The sequence below is a fragment of the Lysinibacillus sp. KU-BSD001 genome, assembly GCF_042920265.1.
GTDB lineage: Bacteria > Bacillota > Bacilli > Bacillales_A > Planococcaceae > Lysinibacillus_B.
In genome coordinates, this window is sequence record NZ_JBDQZI010000004.1 from 133339 (window position 1) to 151051 (window position 17713).

A 17713-nucleotide genomic window follows, 5' to 3' on the forward strand; every position below is an offset into this window, starting at 1 on the left:
ATACATTTGTTTTAATTAATTAACTTAATTTTCTGATACATAAATTTATGAGAAGATATCTATTATGTCTATTTCTCAAAACTACTTCGCTTTTTATTTATAATTGCCGGTATGAATAAATATAAAGCATATGCGAATGCCATCCACGCTGTAAATGCAATGATTTGGGCAGGATCTAATTTAGGGAAAAATAGGCGATGGTTTGATAAAGAAAATGTATCCAGTGCTAAGCCTACAATTGTTCCGACTATACCAAATCTTAACGAAGCATTATTGGACTTATCAAAGAATAAATATAAATGTGTAGTTCCCCATAATAAAAAACCTGTTCCAACTAGTAAAAAGAAAATGCTTATTACATAATTCTCCGTTCCAGGGCTATATAGTACTTTATCTCCAAAAAGAATGAAAAACATAGTAGCAAAAGCCCACACGAATAAACCTGCCACTACCGGGAATACATAGCCTTTCATTATTTTCCCTCCTCATCAACTAACTCACTTAAACGATGAAATAACTTTTCAACATCTTTATATACATTTTCTACAGGAAAATCCTTTTCCAATAATGCTTGTAATGCCAATCCATCGACAAGAGCATTCAATAAAATTCCCCATGTTTCTAAGCTGATCCCCTGTATAGGTGAATTTGCCCATAATTTGGATACATTTTCACTCATAGCTTTATTTTCTAATAGCATCATTTCCGCTAATGAATCTCTTATTTTCTCATTATGAAAACTTGAAACCATTAAGGTTAAAAATAATTTGTGATAAAAAGAATCATGCGAGCAACGACTTTGCGCTGATTTTATAGCTTGACTTAAAATAGATTGATTTTGTTGTTGGGAAATTTCAGTCCAAGATTTTTCACAAATATCCTGGACTACATATAATAATAGCTGTTCTTTCGTTTTAAAATGGTAATAAATCGTTCCTTGCGTTACACCAGCTACTTCTGCAACAGCTCTCAACGTAAATTTCTCTATCCCCTTTTCTACTAAACATGCTTTCGCAAAATGAATTAAATCACCTTTACTAATCACATTTGGTTTTGCCATCTTCCCCCTCCTTTTTAGTTATTCAACTAACTAACTTAATGCAAGTGTATAGCGAAATCCATTTATTAGCAATTCAAATATTTTGTCTTTATTGTGAACGCAACAAATCTTAAAGTGTTCTATACAAAACAAGCTTTGATACTGAGCCATGATTTAGATCATTTATTTTATCTTTCCAAAATGTTAGGATATCTAGCAGAAAATGAGGCTGGGACAAAAAGAAAAAATATTAGACCAAATAATAAACGGTCTAACATTTTCTTGCTTTATGATTAAGAAATAACTGTGAGTAGGCAAAATGTTAATATTCATTTTCGCCATTTCTCGTAAAAATTAAGTTATTTCCCAGCCTCTATTCATTCACTCAGTGAACTAACTTCCCTCACATTTAGGTAAGTTAATATCGAATTATTCAATGATGCTAAATAGCGCTTCTTTCTTAAGTGGTTTCTTGTTCAAATCATTTAAATAATAGATTTCTGACTCCGTTACCACTAAATATTGGTTTCTACAAAAATCTTATCACTGACTAATTTAGACTTTGTCATTTTATTTTCAAAAAATACTTACGCTTTTTCCCGTTCATATTCACTTTATATCAATGATGCGGAGTATTAATAAAACCGTTTGTATTTCGCATTTAAAATTTCAGCCACTTTACAACTGCAAAAGTGATTCATTTTCATGGACAAGGTAAATGTAGCAGTATGCTCATTGGTAGGCTTTACATATAGCCTTTGCGGGCATAATCCTCGCTTAAAAGGCGTAGTATCAAGGATTTAACGCCCGCGCAAGGGTATCATGCCCACCACTCCAAATAAAGCCGAGGTGTTCTTCAGGAAAATATAGAGGGGGTTAAGTAACTCACTGGCTTAGTTGACAAGTGATTCAACAATCGGTTCCTATATACAACCGTTATGATAGAGATTTTATTATATTACGTAACATAGTTTTCACTATGGTTCTGTGAAATAGCTTAATAAATTGAAAATATATGTTTCCAAAAAAATTTTGAAATTGAACAGATGTAGATACTATTATGTTATGTCCATTTTCCTTTTTAAAGATAAAAATTGAAACCCGAAAATTTAAATGTTTATCATTTTCTCCTAAGATAATTTCTCTCTGACACTTCTCTATAATGTTAAATAATCCTATAGAATGCCCAGGCTCAATATCTTCCTCACTTAAGTCCAAACGGTTAACGTTGGTTGTTTTCAAACCTAAATATTTAACAATATTATTTCTTAAACGAAAAAGGGAATTTATCCATTTCGGTGAACTTTTGAAAAAAGCTAAAGTGACTTGTTCTATTGACACTTCATTTTTTGCAATGAATCCTTCATAAGCATCATAATAATGATAGGGAATTTTATAAATTAGGGAATCAGAAGGCATTTGACATTTATTTATTTTTAGCATAATTTATAATCCTCTCTTTACTTATTCAAAAGTTATAGCATTTTACTATCCAATTATTTCTTCAAACATTATAAGAATTTGACTCTCCATGTCTTTTGAACTTACCTTTTTGTATTTATGTCTTTCATACCAACCCAAATAATAATGGTAAATTAAACTTGCTTTTATTTTAGCTTTTTCTTCACTAATTTCTAGTTGTTGTAATAACTTAGTCATGTAACTCAATCTCATATTTTCAATAGACGTTAGCACTTCTCTATATTCATCCTTTTCCTGACCAAGTCTACGCAAATAAAATAGAAAATCTCCTACATTCTCATTACTAAACATTTTTTCAAGTACAGTTCGAATTTGTATTTCCGTTGTCATATTTTTTGACGATTCAAATATCACATCTATTGTTGCCCTTTTGGTCCATAATTCTATGACTCGTCTTAAAAACTCATCCCGATCGGTAAAGTACCAATAAAAACTGCTCTTACTACATTTCAATTCTCTTGCCATTTTTTCAACTACTAGTGCAGCAAAACCTCCCTGTGAAAAGTATTCAATCCCTTTTTGTACCCATTGTTCTTCGGTTACTAAAATTTTTGGCATCCTTTTATCACTCTTTCTTTAAAATCTATCTGTACGATACCGTCTAATAAAACACACTTTAAACTATAGCACATTTAAACCTCTTTTAGACGTATCCGTACAAAAAAATTTTATCTATCCTTATACAAAATTTTCATTTAGACGATAGCAGGTCCTCTCTTCCTCTGTACTCGTTACCGTAACTAGAGTATTTTCACGATCCAAAAAATAATTAGAAATATCCTTATTTAGTCACTACTCGAAAACAAGCGTATTCGAATTCACGAATACGCTTGTAAAACAATACGCTAGTTCAACAGAGCCACCATCAAAACATATGGCATTTAATATTTTGCTCAGCTGATATGGAGTAATCACTATTTTTATTTAATAGCCCTAAAGATTATTTTTATTGAATGGGAATCCAGATTTCAGAATATAAGTTTGGATTATGTGGATCTTCCTTCGTATACACCTCTAACTCTGCTGCTCCTGTAGGCTTATACGGGTTTGATGGAAACCACTCGGAGTAAATTTGCTTCCATGTATTTTGCATCGCATCTGGCATTGGCCCGTGTACTTCAAAAACCACCCATTTCGCTGCGGGTATTTCCATTGTTACAAGATTTTCAGGTGCAGTCCCGACATAATCGGTTGCAATCCAATAATCCATCAAACTATTTTCCTTATGCTGTTTATCTGCTAGACAAACACCTAGAATTCCTTTAATGTCTCCATTGTTTAATTTGATTAATGTTTCATCCATGCCTTTTTTGTTCATTTCATCCCAAAACAAAGGAATTTCACGTGTATTCTCTCCGTTTTTACAACTATACGTTCTTTTTACACCGACTACTTGAAACTTCTCTTTTTCTACAATTTTATACTTCATTGGTTCTGCTCCTTTCAAGCTCACCTGAATCACAAGGCGATTGTATGATTGTAATGGTTTTTGCATTTTTCTGGCTTCACTTGGCGTTACATTATGTTGCTTTCGGAATGCCTTCGTAAATGCTTCAGGAGAGTCATAGCCATATTTGTAGGCGAGATCGATTACTTTTATATGTGTATCCATAATTTCTTGCGCAGCTAACGTTAGCCTTCTCCGTCTAATGTAATCCGTAATAGACATATCAGTTAAGATGTAGAAGACGCGCTGAAAATGAAACACAGAGGCGTTTGCTTCTTGTGCTATCTGCTCCAATGTTACGTCATCTAGTAAATGTTGTTCTATAAAATAAATTGCTTTTTGAATCGACTCAATCCAACTCAATGTCCTCACTCCTTACTTATAAGCTTATATAATCTCTCATTATTCATCCTGTCATTTTAAGCTATCTTTGGACAGGTATGTTTTACAATCACCTTGTTATCCCGTTGTTGATGTTCACCAATGAATGCTGTTATAAGGTTGCCTTATGCATATGCGCCTTTACTTCCTGCCATGGAACGGAATACCCTTTCCCTTTTGAGCAAAAAATGCTAGAGGATGTGTATTCTGGATCGGCGTCTTTGTTATAGCCGATACGCTCCATCACTTCCGCTGTATTGTGGCATACATCGTAGCCCGCAAATGTAAGAGAAATAACTCCCTTGCCATTTGTATAAGCGAGAAACGTAGTGGGGTAATTCATAAAAGTTGCGACAGGTACTTGCCCAGTAAGAATCGCATCCGTTTCCGTTATAATCGGTGCATCAAATGTACCAGATGCTTGCTGAATATCGGTCATCATGCGTCCAATATGCTCGCTAGCTGCTTTTAGTTTAAAGGCATAGTACGGCTCCAGTAGCACATTTTCCGCCTGCTCTAATCCTTGACGAAGTGCGCGATATGTTGCCTCGCGGAAATCACCGCCATCTGTATGCTTGTTATGCGCGGCTCCCGTCAGTAATGTCACATGGATATCCGTTACAGCAGAGCCTGTGAGCAAACCGCGATGTGCTCGCTCCAATACATGCTGCTCGATTAAACGCTGGTGTCCTATCGTTAAATCATCCACATGACATGCATTGAAAAACGTAATCCCCACGCCTCGCTCATTTGGCTCAAGCTGTAAGTGGACCTCGGCATAATGTTTAAGTGGCTCGAAATGACCATAGCCTGTCACCGTCGTACAAATTGTCTCTTCATATAAAATTTCAGGGTCTTCAAATTGAACCGATAACTGAAAACGACTATATAACAGCTCCTTCAGCACCTCTAGCTGAATAACCCCCATCATATGTACATAAATCGTTTGAAACGCTTCTTGCCACTGCACCTTTAATGTAGGCTCCTCTGCTTCGACTAACCGAAATAACCGCAATACCTCTTTTATATGCTCCGTGCCATTATAGACAACCTTGGCTTGCATCGTTGGAACAAGCGTATAAGGCTTGCCCTTGTCAAATGTTGTCCCAATGTAATCGCCAATTTGCGGAACAGAAAGCCCTTTAACTGCAAAAATCTCACCAGCTGTGACACGTTGAATAGCTTGATAACTATTACCATTATAAAGACGAATTTCTGTCACCTTTTCTCGTGTTTCGCCAAATGCTACATCCGTTCGTACTGTTAACTCTCCCTGTAACGCCTTACAAAAGGTTAAACGCTGCTCTCCTCCATGACGAATTTTCATGACCTCTGCTTGAAACGGTAACGCTACATCGTAATCTGTGATTGTTGTGTTATGTAGGACATCCAGAAATGTTTGAATGCCGTGTCCCTTTAGGGCCGCACCACTCATTGCAAGAAATATTTCCTCTTCCTTAATAAGCTGACGTAAGCTCGCAAACACGGTCTCCTCGGATAATGAATCCTCCATAAATTGTGCCAATAATTCTTCGTCTCGCTCTGCTACGAATTCTGCGGCCTCTTCATACAGCACAATATGAGGAGAAAATTGCTGCTTCAGCTCTTGCATGACCCGTAAAACATCGGCCCCTTCCCGGTCTACCTTATTAATAAAGAGATATGTCGGCACATGATGTGTACGTAGCAATTGCCACACGGTTTCTGTATGTCCTTGGATACCTTCCACCGCACTCACAATTAGTACTGCATAATCCATCGCTCGTATCGCCCGCTCCATCTCCGCCGAAAAATCGACGTGACCAGGCGTATCAATTAATGTATATGTATCCCCTTCGATTTGAAAACGTCCATGCTCAGCAAAAATAGTAATACCACGCGCGCGCTCTAGCGTATGATAATCTAAAAATGCCGCTTGATGGTCTACTCGCCCCACTGCCATGATGCTCTTTGTATGAAATAGCAATTGCTCCGAAAAGGTTGTCTTCCCCGCATCCACATGTGCTAGCACACCAATCGTTTTAAACAAAAAAATCACTCCTTTTGCTGTATTGTAGCATGTTTTTTTACATGCTAAGATGATGGATTCTTCAAAGCAAAATTAGTCTAAAATAGGCGGAATTATTCCAACCTAATAACCCCGTAATTTGAGGGAGCATCAAATTACGGGGCTTCTATTTCCAATGGCTATTTCATTTCTTTTATTATAACGGTTTAAATTGTTAGACAATGAATAATAACTAAAAATAGGTACAATATTACGAAAAATACCTACATTAATTCCTAAAACTATGTGTACAATTATCACACGCCGCCTCTTATTATTCGATGCACAATTTCATCATTTTTTAGGTTAACTGCTTCATCACATCTTTTACATTTTGTACAATATACGCCCATCTTTTTTCTATGAGTTCACTTAATCCTATATTAAATTCAATTTTATGCGGTGTAATGCCAATTACATAACCATGCACACTTTCCTTCAATTGGTACAAAACTTGGAATAAATGCAGGTTATGCACTGATAAATCTAAAGAATGTACAATATTAAGATTATCCAAAGAATACACCTTCAATTCGCCAGGCTCATTTCCTGAAATTACGGCGTCTAGTATAATGACAACGGTGGCATCTTCAATGACATGCAGACAATAATCGATATCTGACTCACCAACGATATACTGAACATCCGTTTCCTCTGCGTGTTTCATTAGTTCTTCCACGAGATATATGCCAATCCCATCATCCATCATTAATCGATTGCCAATTCCGAGCACAATGATTTTGCTCATTACAACACCTGGATTGTTTTCACTTGTTTCCCTGGCACATAAACATGCGTAGCACATGACATACACGGATCAAATGAACGTAATATTCGCCCGATTTCAACCGGTTCATCGGGGTTCTGAATGTCAGTACCGATTAACGCTTGTTCTGCCACGCCCCTATACCCATTGTCATCGCGGGTTGAAAAATCCCATGTGGATGGCGTAATGATTTGGTAGAAGGCTATTTTTTTATCCTTTATTTTGAGCCAATGCCCTAATGCTCCCCTTGTAGTATCGACTAACCCTCGACCAGAAGCTGCTTCCGGTAAATCATACTTCTTTTGTACATCCGTACCTGGAATGACTTGTTGAAGTAGTATTTGCATAATTTCTGCTATCTTTTTAGCTTCTAATGCTCGGGCGATCGTTCGATCCATTGCTGAAATTTGATTTGGATAAGCCCCACTTAATATCAATCTTGCTAATGGCCCTACTTCAAATGGAAGATCATTGTACCTCGGTGCCTTAACCCAAGAGTAAGCATTTTCTTTATCCATATCCGGTTCTGGTACTATTTTATCTGGTTGGTAGGTGCTCTCAGGTGATGTGTAATAGGCGTAATCGATTTTTTCTTGGATTTTATTTTCATCAAACACTTCTATGCCATTTTTAGTTAATACGAGTGGTTCTACATATAGCGTGCCTAATTCCTTATAATTATTAAATAAACCATAGGATAATAGATTGCCATAACCCCCGCCCATTTTATAATACTCCGGATAATAGTACGCAATATCATAAACATCAGGAATCATTTTTTCGTCGATAAATACCTTTATTTTTTGTAAAATCGAGTCTATATGTACTACTTTGTCAGACGTTGCTTTCGTCGTAATCCCACCAATAAAAACCCCATGATTATGTGGTGCTTTTCCCCCTAAAACGGCTAACATTTCATGGGCAGATCGACTGACGGCAAGTGAGTCGAAATAGTGTTGTGCAATTCGATGATTTATTGCTTTTGGTAATCGAAAATCATGATGATCAGCTTGTAAAAGCGTATTTTGTTCAAGTTTCACAAAGTCCGGCACTGTATACTGATAAAAGTGACGAATATGATTTTGTAAAAACTCACAAGAGTGAATAATATCTCTTAAATACTTGCCTTGTTCCATTGGCTCAATTTTAAGGGTATCTTCTAAAGCGAGGGAGGAGGCTACAGAATGTGCTGCTGAACATATTCCACATATTCTTTGTGTAAAATAAACCGCATCAAAAGGACTGCGCCCTACTAACATTTGTTCAAAGCCGCGAAATAAGTTGCCTTTTGTTTTCGCATCTACTACTTTATGATTCTCAATCAGGACATCAATTTCCATAAAACCACTAATACGTGTTAAAGGATTAATGACTATTCGTTTACTCATCTTTCACCACTCTCGTTGTATCATAACTAATAAATGGTGCCATAGCATCTGGAAAACCAAATGTAGCACACCCTATACACGGTGTATCCGCTCCAATTGGCCAGTTTACATGCCCGTTCCATTGCCTTGTTGGACAATCCGTTCTTGTAACGGGTCCACGGCAACCTAGTTTAAATAAACATGTTTGATCACTTAACTTTTCGGCAAAAATTCCCCGATCAAAAAACGGTCTCCTTGGACAGCGATCATGGATGAGCGTACTGTAAAACATTAACGGCCGCCCTAAATTATCTGTCTCTGGCTCCCCATATAATATAAGATGAGCTAACGTCCCTAAAAACCAATCCGGATGCACAGGACAACCTGGTAACATAATCATTTCTTTATTAGGAAGGACTTTCGGCAAACCGACGGATCCAGATGGGTTCGGTTTTGCGGCCGATACGCCACCATGCGTTGCACAGGCACCCACTACTAAAATATTGGAAGCCTTTTCCGCAAGCATCGTCACAGCTTGTAGTCCAGTAAGAGGTTTTCCTTGCCAACTACCAATGATGTTGTACAATCCATTATTTTTTAATGCGACGGCTCCTTCAACAGCTAAAATATACTCCCCTTCCATCGCATGCATTAGTTGCTCAATCGCTTTTTCACCTTCAGCTACCATCAAACTATTACTATATTGAAAATTAACTAATGAATTTAAAGTATATTCAAAATTTGGATTTTGTCCGTTTAATAATGAAATAATATTACCTGAGCAGCCGTTCAGTTCTAAATACACAAGATTTTTTTTCTTAATCCATCCATTTTTTATACTAGTAGCAGCATTCTTTGTCAATCTCGCTGCAATTGCTTCATTGCTCAAGTCTTCAGGTGGTAAAATTAGCTTCTCCATTACACTAACCTCCCCACTACGGGTAATGTCGCTAAAATCGATTGTTGCCCAGCATGACATGAAGCAAATTCCTGTGAATATTCTTTCCCTGCCAGTAAACCAAAATGTGTTGCAGCAGCCCATGCTCTATTATTTGTCACATCATAAATGAGGCCATTTACAGCCACATATGCAGGCCTCCCATTTTTCCCATCGAAGTTCGCCAATTGTTCAACAGTTAAATTTCTTTCAGTAATTTGGGCAATAGATGCATTAGCTGTCGTCACACCAGATGGTATTTTCGTTGGATTAACAGGAGCATTGTTTGAAGGCATTATTTTAGCAGTAGTTGGTGTTGAAAGGTGATTATTTAAGGCTTGATTTGCCAGTAATTCACTTATAAAATGAATGGTCGTAATCGTATCCCATAATCTTTGTAAAATTTGAGGAGCGATTGTAGTTTGATTGATTGTGGATAATGTATAAATATCTTGTCGGGCTTGGGTAACAAGATTATTCAGCTGAAACCTCAGTATCTCTATATTTTGCATGAGCGCCTCCTAGTTCAGTCTGTTCTACATATGTTATGCTTTCATTTCAAATTCTTTAACAAATCCTTGGTAAAAGTAACCCCGAAAGACGGAAAAGACGTCGCTTAGACCCAATTGGGGTTGTCATAAATAGTTTGCCTTTTCGTTCTGAACAAGCTACCACTTGCCCAATAACCGTTGCCTCTTTTGTGATTTCATGATTTTTTAAAATATTTAATACCGCATCTTTCTCATTTGCGTCTACTATGATGACAACTTTCCCTTCATTGGCAAGATACATTGGTTCAAACCCTAAAATATCACATGCCCCTTCAACTTCTTGCCGAATAGGTATGCGCAGTTCATCTAATTCAACAGAGAAGTGGAAATCTTCACATAGCTCTACTAAAGTAGTTGCTAATCCACCCCGTGTAGGATCTCGCATTAAACGAATCCCATCGACTTTCTTCAATAAATTCTGTGTCACATGATTTAACGAGGCGCAATCACTCACAATATCCGTCATTAATCCTAACTCTTCGCGGGCAGATAAGATGGCAACCCCATGATCCCCAATAGTACCACTTAAAATAACATAATCGCCTACTTGAATCTTTTCAGGCTGCAATGCTTGAGCATCTTCTATCACCCCGATGCCTGTTGTATTAATAAACAAACTATCGACACAGCCTTTTTCTACTACTTTTATATCACCTGCTATAATGGATACTTCAGCATGTATTGCTTCCCTTGCCATACTTTGTACAATCGTTTTTAATTCGTTTATGGGAAATCCTTCTTCAATAATGAAGCCAGCAGTAATAACTTTAGGTATGGCACCACTAACCGCTAAATCATTCACCGTTCCTGTAATAGCTAGTTTTCCAATATCGCCGCCAGGAAAAAAGATTGGCTTCACTACATAACTATCTGTCGTCACAGCGAGTGTCTCAGATGTACTTTTAAATAGCGCTGCATCAAGTAATGTATGCTGTTGGTGGTTGAACGATTTTATAAATATATCTTGGATAAGTTGATGTGTTAATTCACCACCTTCTCCATGTGCTAAACTAATTCTTTTAACCAATTTATTCCTCCCTCATGTATTGATAATGGGCGGCACAAGTTCCTTCTGTCGAAACCATACAAGGACCAATTGGATGTAATGGCGTACATCCTTTATTAAATAACACACATTGTTCAGGTATAATCATTCCTTGAATAATTTCACCACAACGACATTTCGTCTTTTTTGGTTCACCTACTTGCACATTAAATTTTTTCTTTGCATCGAAATGAGCATATTCAGCCTTTAGAACCAATCCGCTTTTAGGGATCACCCCCATCCCTCTCCATGCTTCATCATGATAATGAAAATATTTTTCCATCAACTGTTGTGCAATTAAATTTCCCTCCTCCTTTACGACATATTTATAATCATTTATAATTTGATTTTTTTTGTTTAGTAATAGTTGTAACATTTTATAAATCCCTCTTAGTAATTCAACTGGCTCAAACCCCGTAATCACACCCGAGACTTGATAATCTTCTACTAAAAAGTCATAGCTATTTTTCCCAACTACAACTGAAACGTGCCCAGGCAATATGAACCCATCTATATTCACCTCTTTTGCATCTAAGAGCACTTTTAATACAGGTTCTACTAGCTTTGTTGTCATCCATATTGAAAAATTCTTTAATTCTTTTTTCTCTGCTTCTTGAACTAGTACTGCTAGAATAGGAATGGTAGTTTCAAATCCAATTCCTAAAAAAATGATGTCTTTATGAGGATTTTCTTCAGCAATTTTAATACTATCTAATGGCGAATACACAACTCTAATATCACTTCCTGCCGTTTTTGCTTCAATTAAACTCGATTTAGAACCTGGCACTCGCATCATATCACCAAATGTACAAATAATTCGGTTTGGCTGTTTCGATACCTCTATCATGGCGTCAATCGATTTCTGATCCGTTACACAAACGGGACATCCTGGTCCTGCAACGAGACCAACATGTGTTTGCAACCTTTGCTTAATACCCGTTCGAGCAAAAGCCATCGTATGAGAGCCACATACTTCCATTAGCACAGGGATTCTACCGTTTTCTTTTTTAAATTGCTCCGCAAGATCAAGTACGGCATGTAATGATTGCCGCATAATACTTGGATTTGTTAAATCATTCAGAGCTGCCACTTATTAAATTCCTCCACTCCTCAATACTCTCTATTGCAAAGCGCTCATCAACAATTGTCATGGCCTGTCCGGCATGTAATAATACATAGTGACTAACTTGCACTTCTGGAACAAACACAATCCCAACAAAGATTTTTGAGCCCATAACATCCACTAACGCTTGATTCCCCTCAATTTTTATTACTTTTGCAGGTACACCTACACACATATTTAACAGCCTTTCACATCAAATTTGTTGTGCCATTTTTCGTGCAGCAATGACAATTTGACCAATTGCTAATCCCCCATCATGACATGGAATGTTATGATGTGTATACACTTGCACTCCCTCTTTTTCAAGATGATGCTTCAATTGTTTGACTAGATACATATTTTGAAAAGACCCGCCTGAAAATACGACCTGTCTATTTAAATGAGGATATTGTTTCATGATCGTTAACACCATTTGTACACAACTTGACACAATCGTTTGATGAAATTTTTGGATGATTAAGGCGAGCGGTTTTTGCTCCAATTTATGGATGACGATTTGCTGAATCATAGCAGAAAAATCAAGTTCAAATACGTGCTGTTCGCTTACTCGAATTTGGAATGGATAAGTGACGAATGTGTTTTCAACGGGAGTATGAATCATATAATCTGCTAACTTACTAGCAGCTTCACCCTCATATGTAGAAAGAGTACAAATGCCTAAAATGGCACTAACCGCATCAAACAACCGACCACAAGTCCCTGCTGTAGTCGTATTTATTTTTTTGACAATCATCTGCTCTAATATATTGATTTCTTTCCATTTATCAGGAAAAATTCGGGATGCTAAGTCCTTTCCTTCCTCCTTAAATAGCGAAAGAAGCATGCCAACTGCGTTACGCCAAGGCTCTTTGATAGCTTTTTCACCACCAGGGAGCGGTGTGTATTGTAAGTGACCAAGTCGTTCGAAACTTTGTGCATCACCGTATAAAAATTCAAATCCCCAAATATGCTTGTCTTCCCCGTATCCTGTGCCATCTAAAATAATCCCTAAGCAAGGTTCAGTCAGTTGGTTATCTACCATACAAGATACATGATGTGCATGGTGATGGTGGACGGAAATCACTTTACTATTAGAGTGCTTTGCTATTAACGTCGTTGTATAAGACGGATGTTGATCGACAGCTATATACTTCTCCTTTACTCCATGCCATACTTTCAATTGATGCAGTTGTTTTTGAAAAAATTGCACCATTTCTTCATTATTTAAATCACCAATATAAGGGCTTAGGATAATATCATTTTGTTTCCCTAGTGCAATTGTGTTTTTTTGATTTCCACCTAAAGCAATTATGTTCGACACATTCCATGTTGATTTTATAACTTCCGGTGCAAACCCTCTCGCCTTTCTAATGAAAATAGTGTTGTTGTCACTTTGCTGCACAACCGAATCATCAATTGGATGTAAAATTTCTCGATTATGCGTGACAATATAATCAGCAAGTTGCGTTAAATTTTGATGATGGTGATCCTTATACTGGATGGGTAAATTAGTAAGGTTCGCACTCGTCATTACAAGGCATTCCAATTGATGCTGTTCAAATAATAAATGATGCAACGGAGTATATGGCAACATCACCCCTATAGTTGATAAACCTGGGGCAATATTTTCGGGCAATATACATCCTTGCTTTTTCTGTAACACAACAATGGGCATTTCAGCGCTTGTTAACAATTGCTCTTCATCCATTGATACATGGCAAAATTCCCGTATTAGGTCTAATGATTTAACCATGATTGCCAATGGGCGTTGTGGTCTGCTCTTTCTACTTCTTACATCATCCACTGACTTCCTTTGATACGCATCACAGGCAAGGTGATACCCCCCTATTCCCTTTATCGCAATGATGTTACCTTGCTTCAAAAGTTTTGATGCCTCGAAAAGTCCCTGTTGATTTTCAGCTATTGTTTCACACTTTTGATTAAGTAACCGTATTGTCGGGCCACATTTCGGACAACAAATGGGTTGTGCATGATGTCTTCGATTTTGTATATTTTCATACTCTACTTGACAGTCTAAACACATTGGAAAAACAGCCATTGATGTATTAGGACGATCGTAAGGGAAATCTTTAATAATCGTGTAGCGAGGCCCACATTGTGTACAATTAATAAATGGATACTGGAATCGGCGATTTTCTCTATGTTTCATTTCGTCTAGGCATTGTTTACATATAGCTGCATCTAGCGTGACGAAAAAAATTTGACGTTGTTGTGTTATTTCACTTGGAATAATGGAGAAATCTTTATAAAAACGAAGCGGAATTTGTTGGATTTTAATTGTCTTAATTGCTGCCAGTTTTGGTGGAAAGGTCTTTAGTTCATGTAACATTCTCTCAAGATTGTCTTCCTCCCCCTCTAGTACAATGTTAACTTGTTCTGTATTATTTTGAACGGTGCCTTTTAACTCATATTTTTTGGAAAGAGCGTAAACAAAAGGTCGAAAACCGACGCCTTGAACTCTCCCCGTTACAATGACATTTAAGGCTTTATACATTGATGATAAACATCCTTTAACCAACTTACCCAATTTTCCATACCTTCTCCTGTTTTTGTGGACAATGCTGTAAATTGAGCATCAGGATTAATTTGAGCTAAATCCCTTTTAGCTTCCTCTAAATCAAATGAAACATAAGGTAATAAATCAATTTTATTAATCATCGTTAAATCTGTACGTCGAAACATCACGGGATATTTCGGGATTTTATCGTTGCCTTCTGGAGCACTTAATATGACTACTTTATAATGTTGACCTAAATCATATCCGGATGGGCACACTAAATTTCCAATGTTCTCAATAAAGAGAATATCGATAGATTCAAAGTCAAATTGCGGGAGGACTTTGGAAACCATCCGAGCATCTAAATGGCATCCGCCTACTGTATTAATTTGAACAGTGTTCACCCCAAGTAAACGTAATCGTTCTGCATCACGTTCTGTTGCTAAATCCCCTTCAATCACAGCAATTGTAAACTCGTCCCCTAATCGTTTCTCCGTTTCCTCTAACAGGGTTGTCTTCCCTGCTCCCGGCGAACTCATGACGTTAATAACGAGCGTTTGATTTTTATGAAATATTTCTCGATTAGTATTTGCTACTACATTTAAATCGGTCAATACGTTTTCTTTAAGATTAATTTTCAAATACATCACACCCTTCATAAGATTCGACCCTAAATGTTTCTCCCGAAATGAGAAGACCATTGAGAAGACCACACTTTGGACAAAGTGCTATTCGAAAGTCTGGTTCAAATTCATGTAAACACGTTTGACATTGCGTTGTTGCTTTCTCGCGAACAATTTCTAATTGTGAATATTCATCAAGAAGACCTAAATTCTCTTTACGGAAATAGAAAAAAGCAGCTTCTAAAGCATCGGGTAACACATTGGATAAATCACCCACAATCACTTGCACTTGTTTTACTCGTCGAAACCCTCTGGATATTGCATCTTTTGATACGAGTTGAATAATTTCATACATTAATGACATCTCATGCATGAGCAAACACCTTCCTCATAATTCTTTAATATCTTATGTTTTTATGTACTAAAAAGAACTAGTTACTATTCAGAGTAAAAAAGCGTAAAAACAGCCTTTTGACACAAAAAACAGGAGCCCCCAATTTATGGAGGGCACCTGTTTTGTATGACAAACGATAAACCTATGATGCCATCTTTTCGATTATTTTATAATCTTTTGTTTTTTCGTACTTCACATTGTTTCTATCACAAAATGCCATTAAATCACGAAATATACTTTCTGGTTTAAACAATGTTACACGAATAGGAAATCCGCTCTGCATTTTAATAACAGCCATTTTTGATTGCCAATTTGCTCTTTTGAAAGTAATCTTTTTAATATCCGATTGTGTCACTTGTTTTTTGTAAATGGGTATACCTAAAAAGTGAATAGTATACACGATATGATTTTCATGAATGATCAATGTGTATTTAATAAATGCTGTTAAAAAAATCAATATGAAAATCGTTACACTACTCCACTTTATCCAAGTATGATCCCAGGAAGTAATACTTGCAGCTAACGATAAGAATGCCATTGGTAAAATCCATTGCCTTTGTGTAGTTGCTTTGTATTTCAATGTTTATAACTCCTTTCTTTATCATTATTATTATACAAATATTCCAAAAAGCCTTTTATATATGTAAAAAGAGAATTGGCAACCGCCAATTCCCTTCTATCTTACTCTGCAATTAATTGTTTTTTCTTTATAACTATCACTTGATTTAGCACGATGGCACCAAGTGTTTGAATGACTGTTTTCACAATCACTTGCCCTACAATGGCTGCAGGAACAGCCTCCCACGGTAAAAAGTTTGCTCCTAGCGGACTTAAGCCAACGATCACAAACACAACCGAATCCAGGAATCCACCAACAATCCCGCTATAGAACACACGCCACGCCATTGGTAGCTTTAAACGTGAATAAATTTCTGTATCCGCTGTTTCAGCAATGACAAACGAAATCGCCGACGCTGCGACAATCATCAATGTGTCACCTAATAAAAAGGACACAACTGCTGAGATGACAAGCGCTATACAAATAAAGGCATACGTTTTAGCTCTGCCATATTTATTTTGGACTAAATCTCGGAAAATAAAAGTTGCCCCTACAAAAAGCGTACCCATTGGGACAATAAACATGCCGAATTGCAGCGGTGCAAACTTTGCTGTTACTACATTCGCAATGACAATGGATAATAAATAAAATAAGATTCTCATTTCTCTATATTCCTTCCTTTACAATCGAATTATTCTGTTCTGCTTCCTTCGAATTTAAATACGCAGCAAGTCCTCTGTTTCGCAACTTACATGCCGGGCATTCCCCGCAACCATCTGCTTGAATACCGTTATAACAAGTTAACGTTTTGGTACGAACAAATTGTAGTGCGCCTAACTCATCTGCAAGCGCCCATGTTTGTGCCTTATCTAACCACATTAGCGGCGTCTCCATGACAAACGTAGCGTCCATCGATAAATTTAATGTGACATTGAGTGACTTGATAAACACATCGCGGCAATCCGGATAACCACTAAAATCTGTTTCGCATACACCTGTGACGATATACTTCGCTCCGACTTGGCTCGCTAACACCCCTGCAAAAGAGAGGAAAAGAAGATTACGTCCTGGTACAAAAGAAGATGGTAGCTCTCCCTCTTCCCCTTCCTCCACTTCGATTTCCTGTCGTGTTAATGCACTCGGCGCAAGCTGATTAAGGAGCGACATATCCAGTATGTGATGTTTCACGCCTAGTTCCTGTGCGATTTCTTTTGCACATTCGATTTCAAGTGCATGTCGTTGCCCATAATCAAATGTTACTGCCTCTACCTGTGCAAAGCGCTCCAGTGCCCAAAATAGACAAGTCGTACTATCTTGCCCACCGCTAAACACAACAATGGCTTTCTCCTGTTTCATATGAAAAACTCCCTTATAAACGAAAAGACAGCATTCTAAGAAAATGCTGTCTCTTCTTAGTTTTTTTAAGAGGGGGGGCTAAAAACCTCTACTATTTCA

General features: G+C 37.2%; 19 protein-coding genes and 1 riboswitch. All 19 genes read right to left on the reverse strand.

The genetic code is table 11. The features are described from left to right. Nucleotides 1–68: 68 nt before the first annotated feature. Nucleotides 69–473, reverse strand: a complete 405-nt coding sequence (locus AAGS61_RS07815) for a DUF5367 family protein (RefSeq protein WP_391369738.1) — start codon at nucleotides 471–473, stop codon at nucleotides 69–71. Beyond that, nucleotides 473–1060, reverse strand: a complete 588-nt coding sequence (locus AAGS61_RS07820) for a TetR/AcrR family transcriptional regulator (RefSeq protein WP_391369741.1) — start codon at nucleotides 1058–1060, stop codon at nucleotides 473–475. The genes AAGS61_RS07815 and AAGS61_RS07820 overlap by 1 nt, the downstream gene beginning before the upstream one ends. Before the next feature lie 915 nt (nucleotides 1061–1975). After that, nucleotides 1976–2482, reverse strand: a complete 507-nt coding sequence (locus tag AAGS61_RS07825) for a DUF2867 domain-containing protein (protein WP_391369743.1) — start codon at nucleotides 2480–2482, stop codon at nucleotides 1976–1978. Between the two features lie 45 nt (nucleotides 2483–2527). Further along, entirely contained in the window at nucleotides 2528–3079 is a 552-nt protein-coding gene (locus tag AAGS61_RS07830) for a TetR/AcrR family transcriptional regulator (RefSeq protein WP_391369746.1), read from the reverse strand. Nucleotides 3080–3467: 388 nt separating this feature from the next. Further along, complete coding sequence (locus tag AAGS61_RS07835; RefSeq protein WP_391369749.1) at nucleotides 3468–4331, reverse strand: AraC family transcriptional regulator; 864 nt, start codon at nucleotides 4329–4331, stop codon at nucleotides 3468–3470. Between the two features lie 130 nt (nucleotides 4332–4461). Continuing rightward, a complete protein-coding gene (locus AAGS61_RS07840) occupies nucleotides 4462–6378 on the reverse strand; it encodes a GTP-binding protein (protein ID WP_391369751.1) in 1917 nt (638 codons plus the stop codon). A 319-nt stretch (nucleotides 6379–6697) separates the two neighbouring features. Next, nucleotides 6698–7144 (reverse strand): hydrogenase maturation protease, encoded by a 447-nt coding sequence (locus AAGS61_RS07845; RefSeq protein WP_391369754.1) that lies wholly within the window; start codon nucleotides 7142–7144, stop codon nucleotides 6698–6700. Beyond that, entirely contained in the window at nucleotides 7144–8550 is a 1407-nt protein-coding gene (locus AAGS61_RS07850; RefSeq protein WP_391369756.1) for a nickel-dependent hydrogenase large subunit, read from the reverse strand. Before AAGS61_RS07850 ends, AAGS61_RS07845 begins: the two co-directional genes overlap by 1 nt. Beyond that, nucleotides 8543–9448 (reverse strand): hydrogenase small subunit, encoded by a 906-nt coding sequence (locus AAGS61_RS07855; RefSeq protein WP_391369759.1) that lies wholly within the window; start codon nucleotides 9446–9448, stop codon nucleotides 8543–8545. The genes AAGS61_RS07850 and AAGS61_RS07855 overlap by 8 nt, the downstream gene beginning before the upstream one ends. Continuing rightward, the gene (locus tag AAGS61_RS07860) at nucleotides 9448–9978 is read right to left on the reverse strand and encodes a cytochrome b5 domain-containing protein (protein ID WP_391369762.1); all 531 of its coding nucleotides are present in this window, start codon (nucleotides 9976–9978) and stop codon (nucleotides 9448–9450) included. The genes AAGS61_RS07855 and AAGS61_RS07860 overlap by 1 nt, the downstream gene beginning before the upstream one ends. A gap of 55 nt (nucleotides 9979–10033) precedes the next feature. Further along, nucleotides 10034–11044: a hydrogenase expression/formation protein HypE gene (hypE, locus tag AAGS61_RS07865; protein ID WP_391369765.1), complete on the reverse strand. Its 1011-nt coding sequence runs from the start codon at nucleotides 11042–11044 to the stop codon at nucleotides 10034–10036. A 1-nt stretch (nucleotide 11045) separates the two neighbouring features. Then, a complete protein-coding gene (gene hypD / locus AAGS61_RS07870; protein ID WP_391370349.1) occupies nucleotides 11046–12116 on the reverse strand; it encodes a hydrogenase formation protein HypD in 1071 nt (356 codons plus the stop codon). A 19-nt stretch (nucleotides 12117–12135) separates the two neighbouring features. Then, nucleotides 12136–12360: a HypC/HybG/HupF family hydrogenase formation chaperone gene (locus tag AAGS61_RS07875; RefSeq protein WP_391369768.1), complete on the reverse strand. Its 225-nt coding sequence runs from the start codon at nucleotides 12358–12360 to the stop codon at nucleotides 12136–12138. An 18-nt stretch (nucleotides 12361–12378) separates the two neighbouring features. Beyond that, on the reverse strand, nucleotides 12379–14679 hold the full coding sequence (hypF, locus tag AAGS61_RS07880) for a carbamoyltransferase HypF (RefSeq protein WP_391369771.1): 2301 nt from the start codon (nucleotides 14677–14679) through the stop codon (nucleotides 12379–12381). After that, nucleotides 14664–15323: a hydrogenase nickel incorporation protein HypB gene (hypB, locus tag AAGS61_RS07885; RefSeq protein ID WP_391369774.1), complete on the reverse strand. Its 660-nt coding sequence runs from the start codon at nucleotides 15321–15323 to the stop codon at nucleotides 14664–14666. Before hypB ends, hypF begins: the two co-directional genes overlap by 16 nt. Further along, nucleotides 15313–15678, reverse strand: coding sequence for a hydrogenase maturation nickel metallochaperone HypA (locus AAGS61_RS07890; protein ID WP_391369777.1), 366 nt, complete (start codon nucleotides 15676–15678; stop codon nucleotides 15313–15315). Before AAGS61_RS07890 ends, hypB begins: the two co-directional genes overlap by 11 nt. Nucleotides 15679–15841: 163 nt before the next feature. After that, nucleotides 15842–16279: a hypothetical protein gene (locus tag AAGS61_RS07895; RefSeq protein ID WP_391369780.1), complete on the reverse strand. Its 438-nt coding sequence runs from the start codon at nucleotides 16277–16279 to the stop codon at nucleotides 15842–15844. A gap of 101 nt (nucleotides 16280–16380) precedes the next feature. Further along, complete coding sequence (locus tag AAGS61_RS07900) at nucleotides 16381–16920, reverse strand: VUT family protein (RefSeq protein ID WP_391369783.1); 540 nt, start codon at nucleotides 16918–16920, stop codon at nucleotides 16381–16383. A 4-nt stretch (nucleotides 16921–16924) separates the two neighbouring features. Next, nucleotides 16925–17659 carry a 7-cyano-7-deazaguanine synthase QueC gene (gene queC / locus AAGS61_RS07905; RefSeq protein ID WP_391370352.1) on the reverse strand — a complete coding sequence of 245 codons (735 nt, stop codon included), beginning with the start codon at nucleotides 17657–17659 and terminating at the stop codon, nucleotides 16925–16927. Nucleotides 17660–17664: 5 nt separating this feature from the next. Continuing rightward, a riboswitch (PreQ1 riboswitch) is annotated at nucleotides 17665–17709 on the reverse strand. Between the last annotated feature and the right edge of the window lie 4 nt (nucleotides 17710–17713).

Bases quoted from the DNA above. Each gene is read 5' to 3' on its own strand.
- AAGS61_RS07900 (WP_391369783.1), bottom strand. From the start codon at position 16,920: ATGAGAATCTTATTTTATTTATTATCCATTGTCATTGCGAATGTAGTA.
- AAGS61_RS07860 (WP_391369762.1), bottom strand. From the start codon at position 9,978: ATGCAAAATATAGAGATACTGAGGTTTCAGCTGAATAATCTTGTTACC.
- AAGS61_RS07830 (WP_391369746.1), bottom strand. From the start codon at position 3,079: ATGCCAAAAATTTTAGTAACCGAAGAACAATGGGTACAAAAAGGGATT.
- AAGS61_RS07825 (WP_391369743.1), bottom strand. From the start codon at position 2,482: ATGCTAAAAATAAATAAATGTCAAATGCCTTCTGATTCCCTAATTTAT.
- AAGS61_RS07875 (WP_391369768.1), bottom strand. From the start codon at position 12,360: ATGTGTGTAGGTGTACCTGCAAAAGTAATAAAAATTGAGGGGAATCAA.
- AAGS61_RS07820 (WP_391369741.1), bottom strand. From the start codon at position 1,060: ATGGCAAAACCAAATGTGATTAGTAAAGGTGATTTAATTCATTTTGCG.
- AAGS61_RS07845 (WP_391369754.1), bottom strand. From the start codon at position 7,144: ATGAGCAAAATCATTGTGCTCGGAATTGGCAATCGATTAATGATGGAT.
- AAGS61_RS07815 (WP_391369738.1), bottom strand. From the start codon at position 473: ATGAAAGGCTATGTATTCCCGGTAGTGGCAGGTTTATTCGTGTGGGCT.
- AAGS61_RS07855 (WP_391369759.1), bottom strand. From the start codon at position 9,448: ATGGAGAAGCTAATTTTACCACCTGAAGACTTGAGCAATGAAGCAATT.
- hypF (WP_391369771.1), bottom strand. From the start codon at position 14,679: ATGTATAAAGCCTTAAATGTCATTGTAACGGGGAGAGTTCAAGGCGTC.
- hypD (WP_391370349.1), bottom strand. From the start codon at position 12,116: ATGCGGCAATCATTACATGCCGTACTTGATCTTGCGGAGCAATTTAAA.
- AAGS61_RS07890 (WP_391369777.1), bottom strand. From the start codon at position 15,678: ATGCATGAGATGTCATTAATGTATGAAATTATTCAACTCGTATCAAAA.
- AAGS61_RS07850 (WP_391369756.1), bottom strand. From the start codon at position 8,550: ATGAGTAAACGAATAGTCATTAATCCTTTAACACGTATTAGTGGTTTT.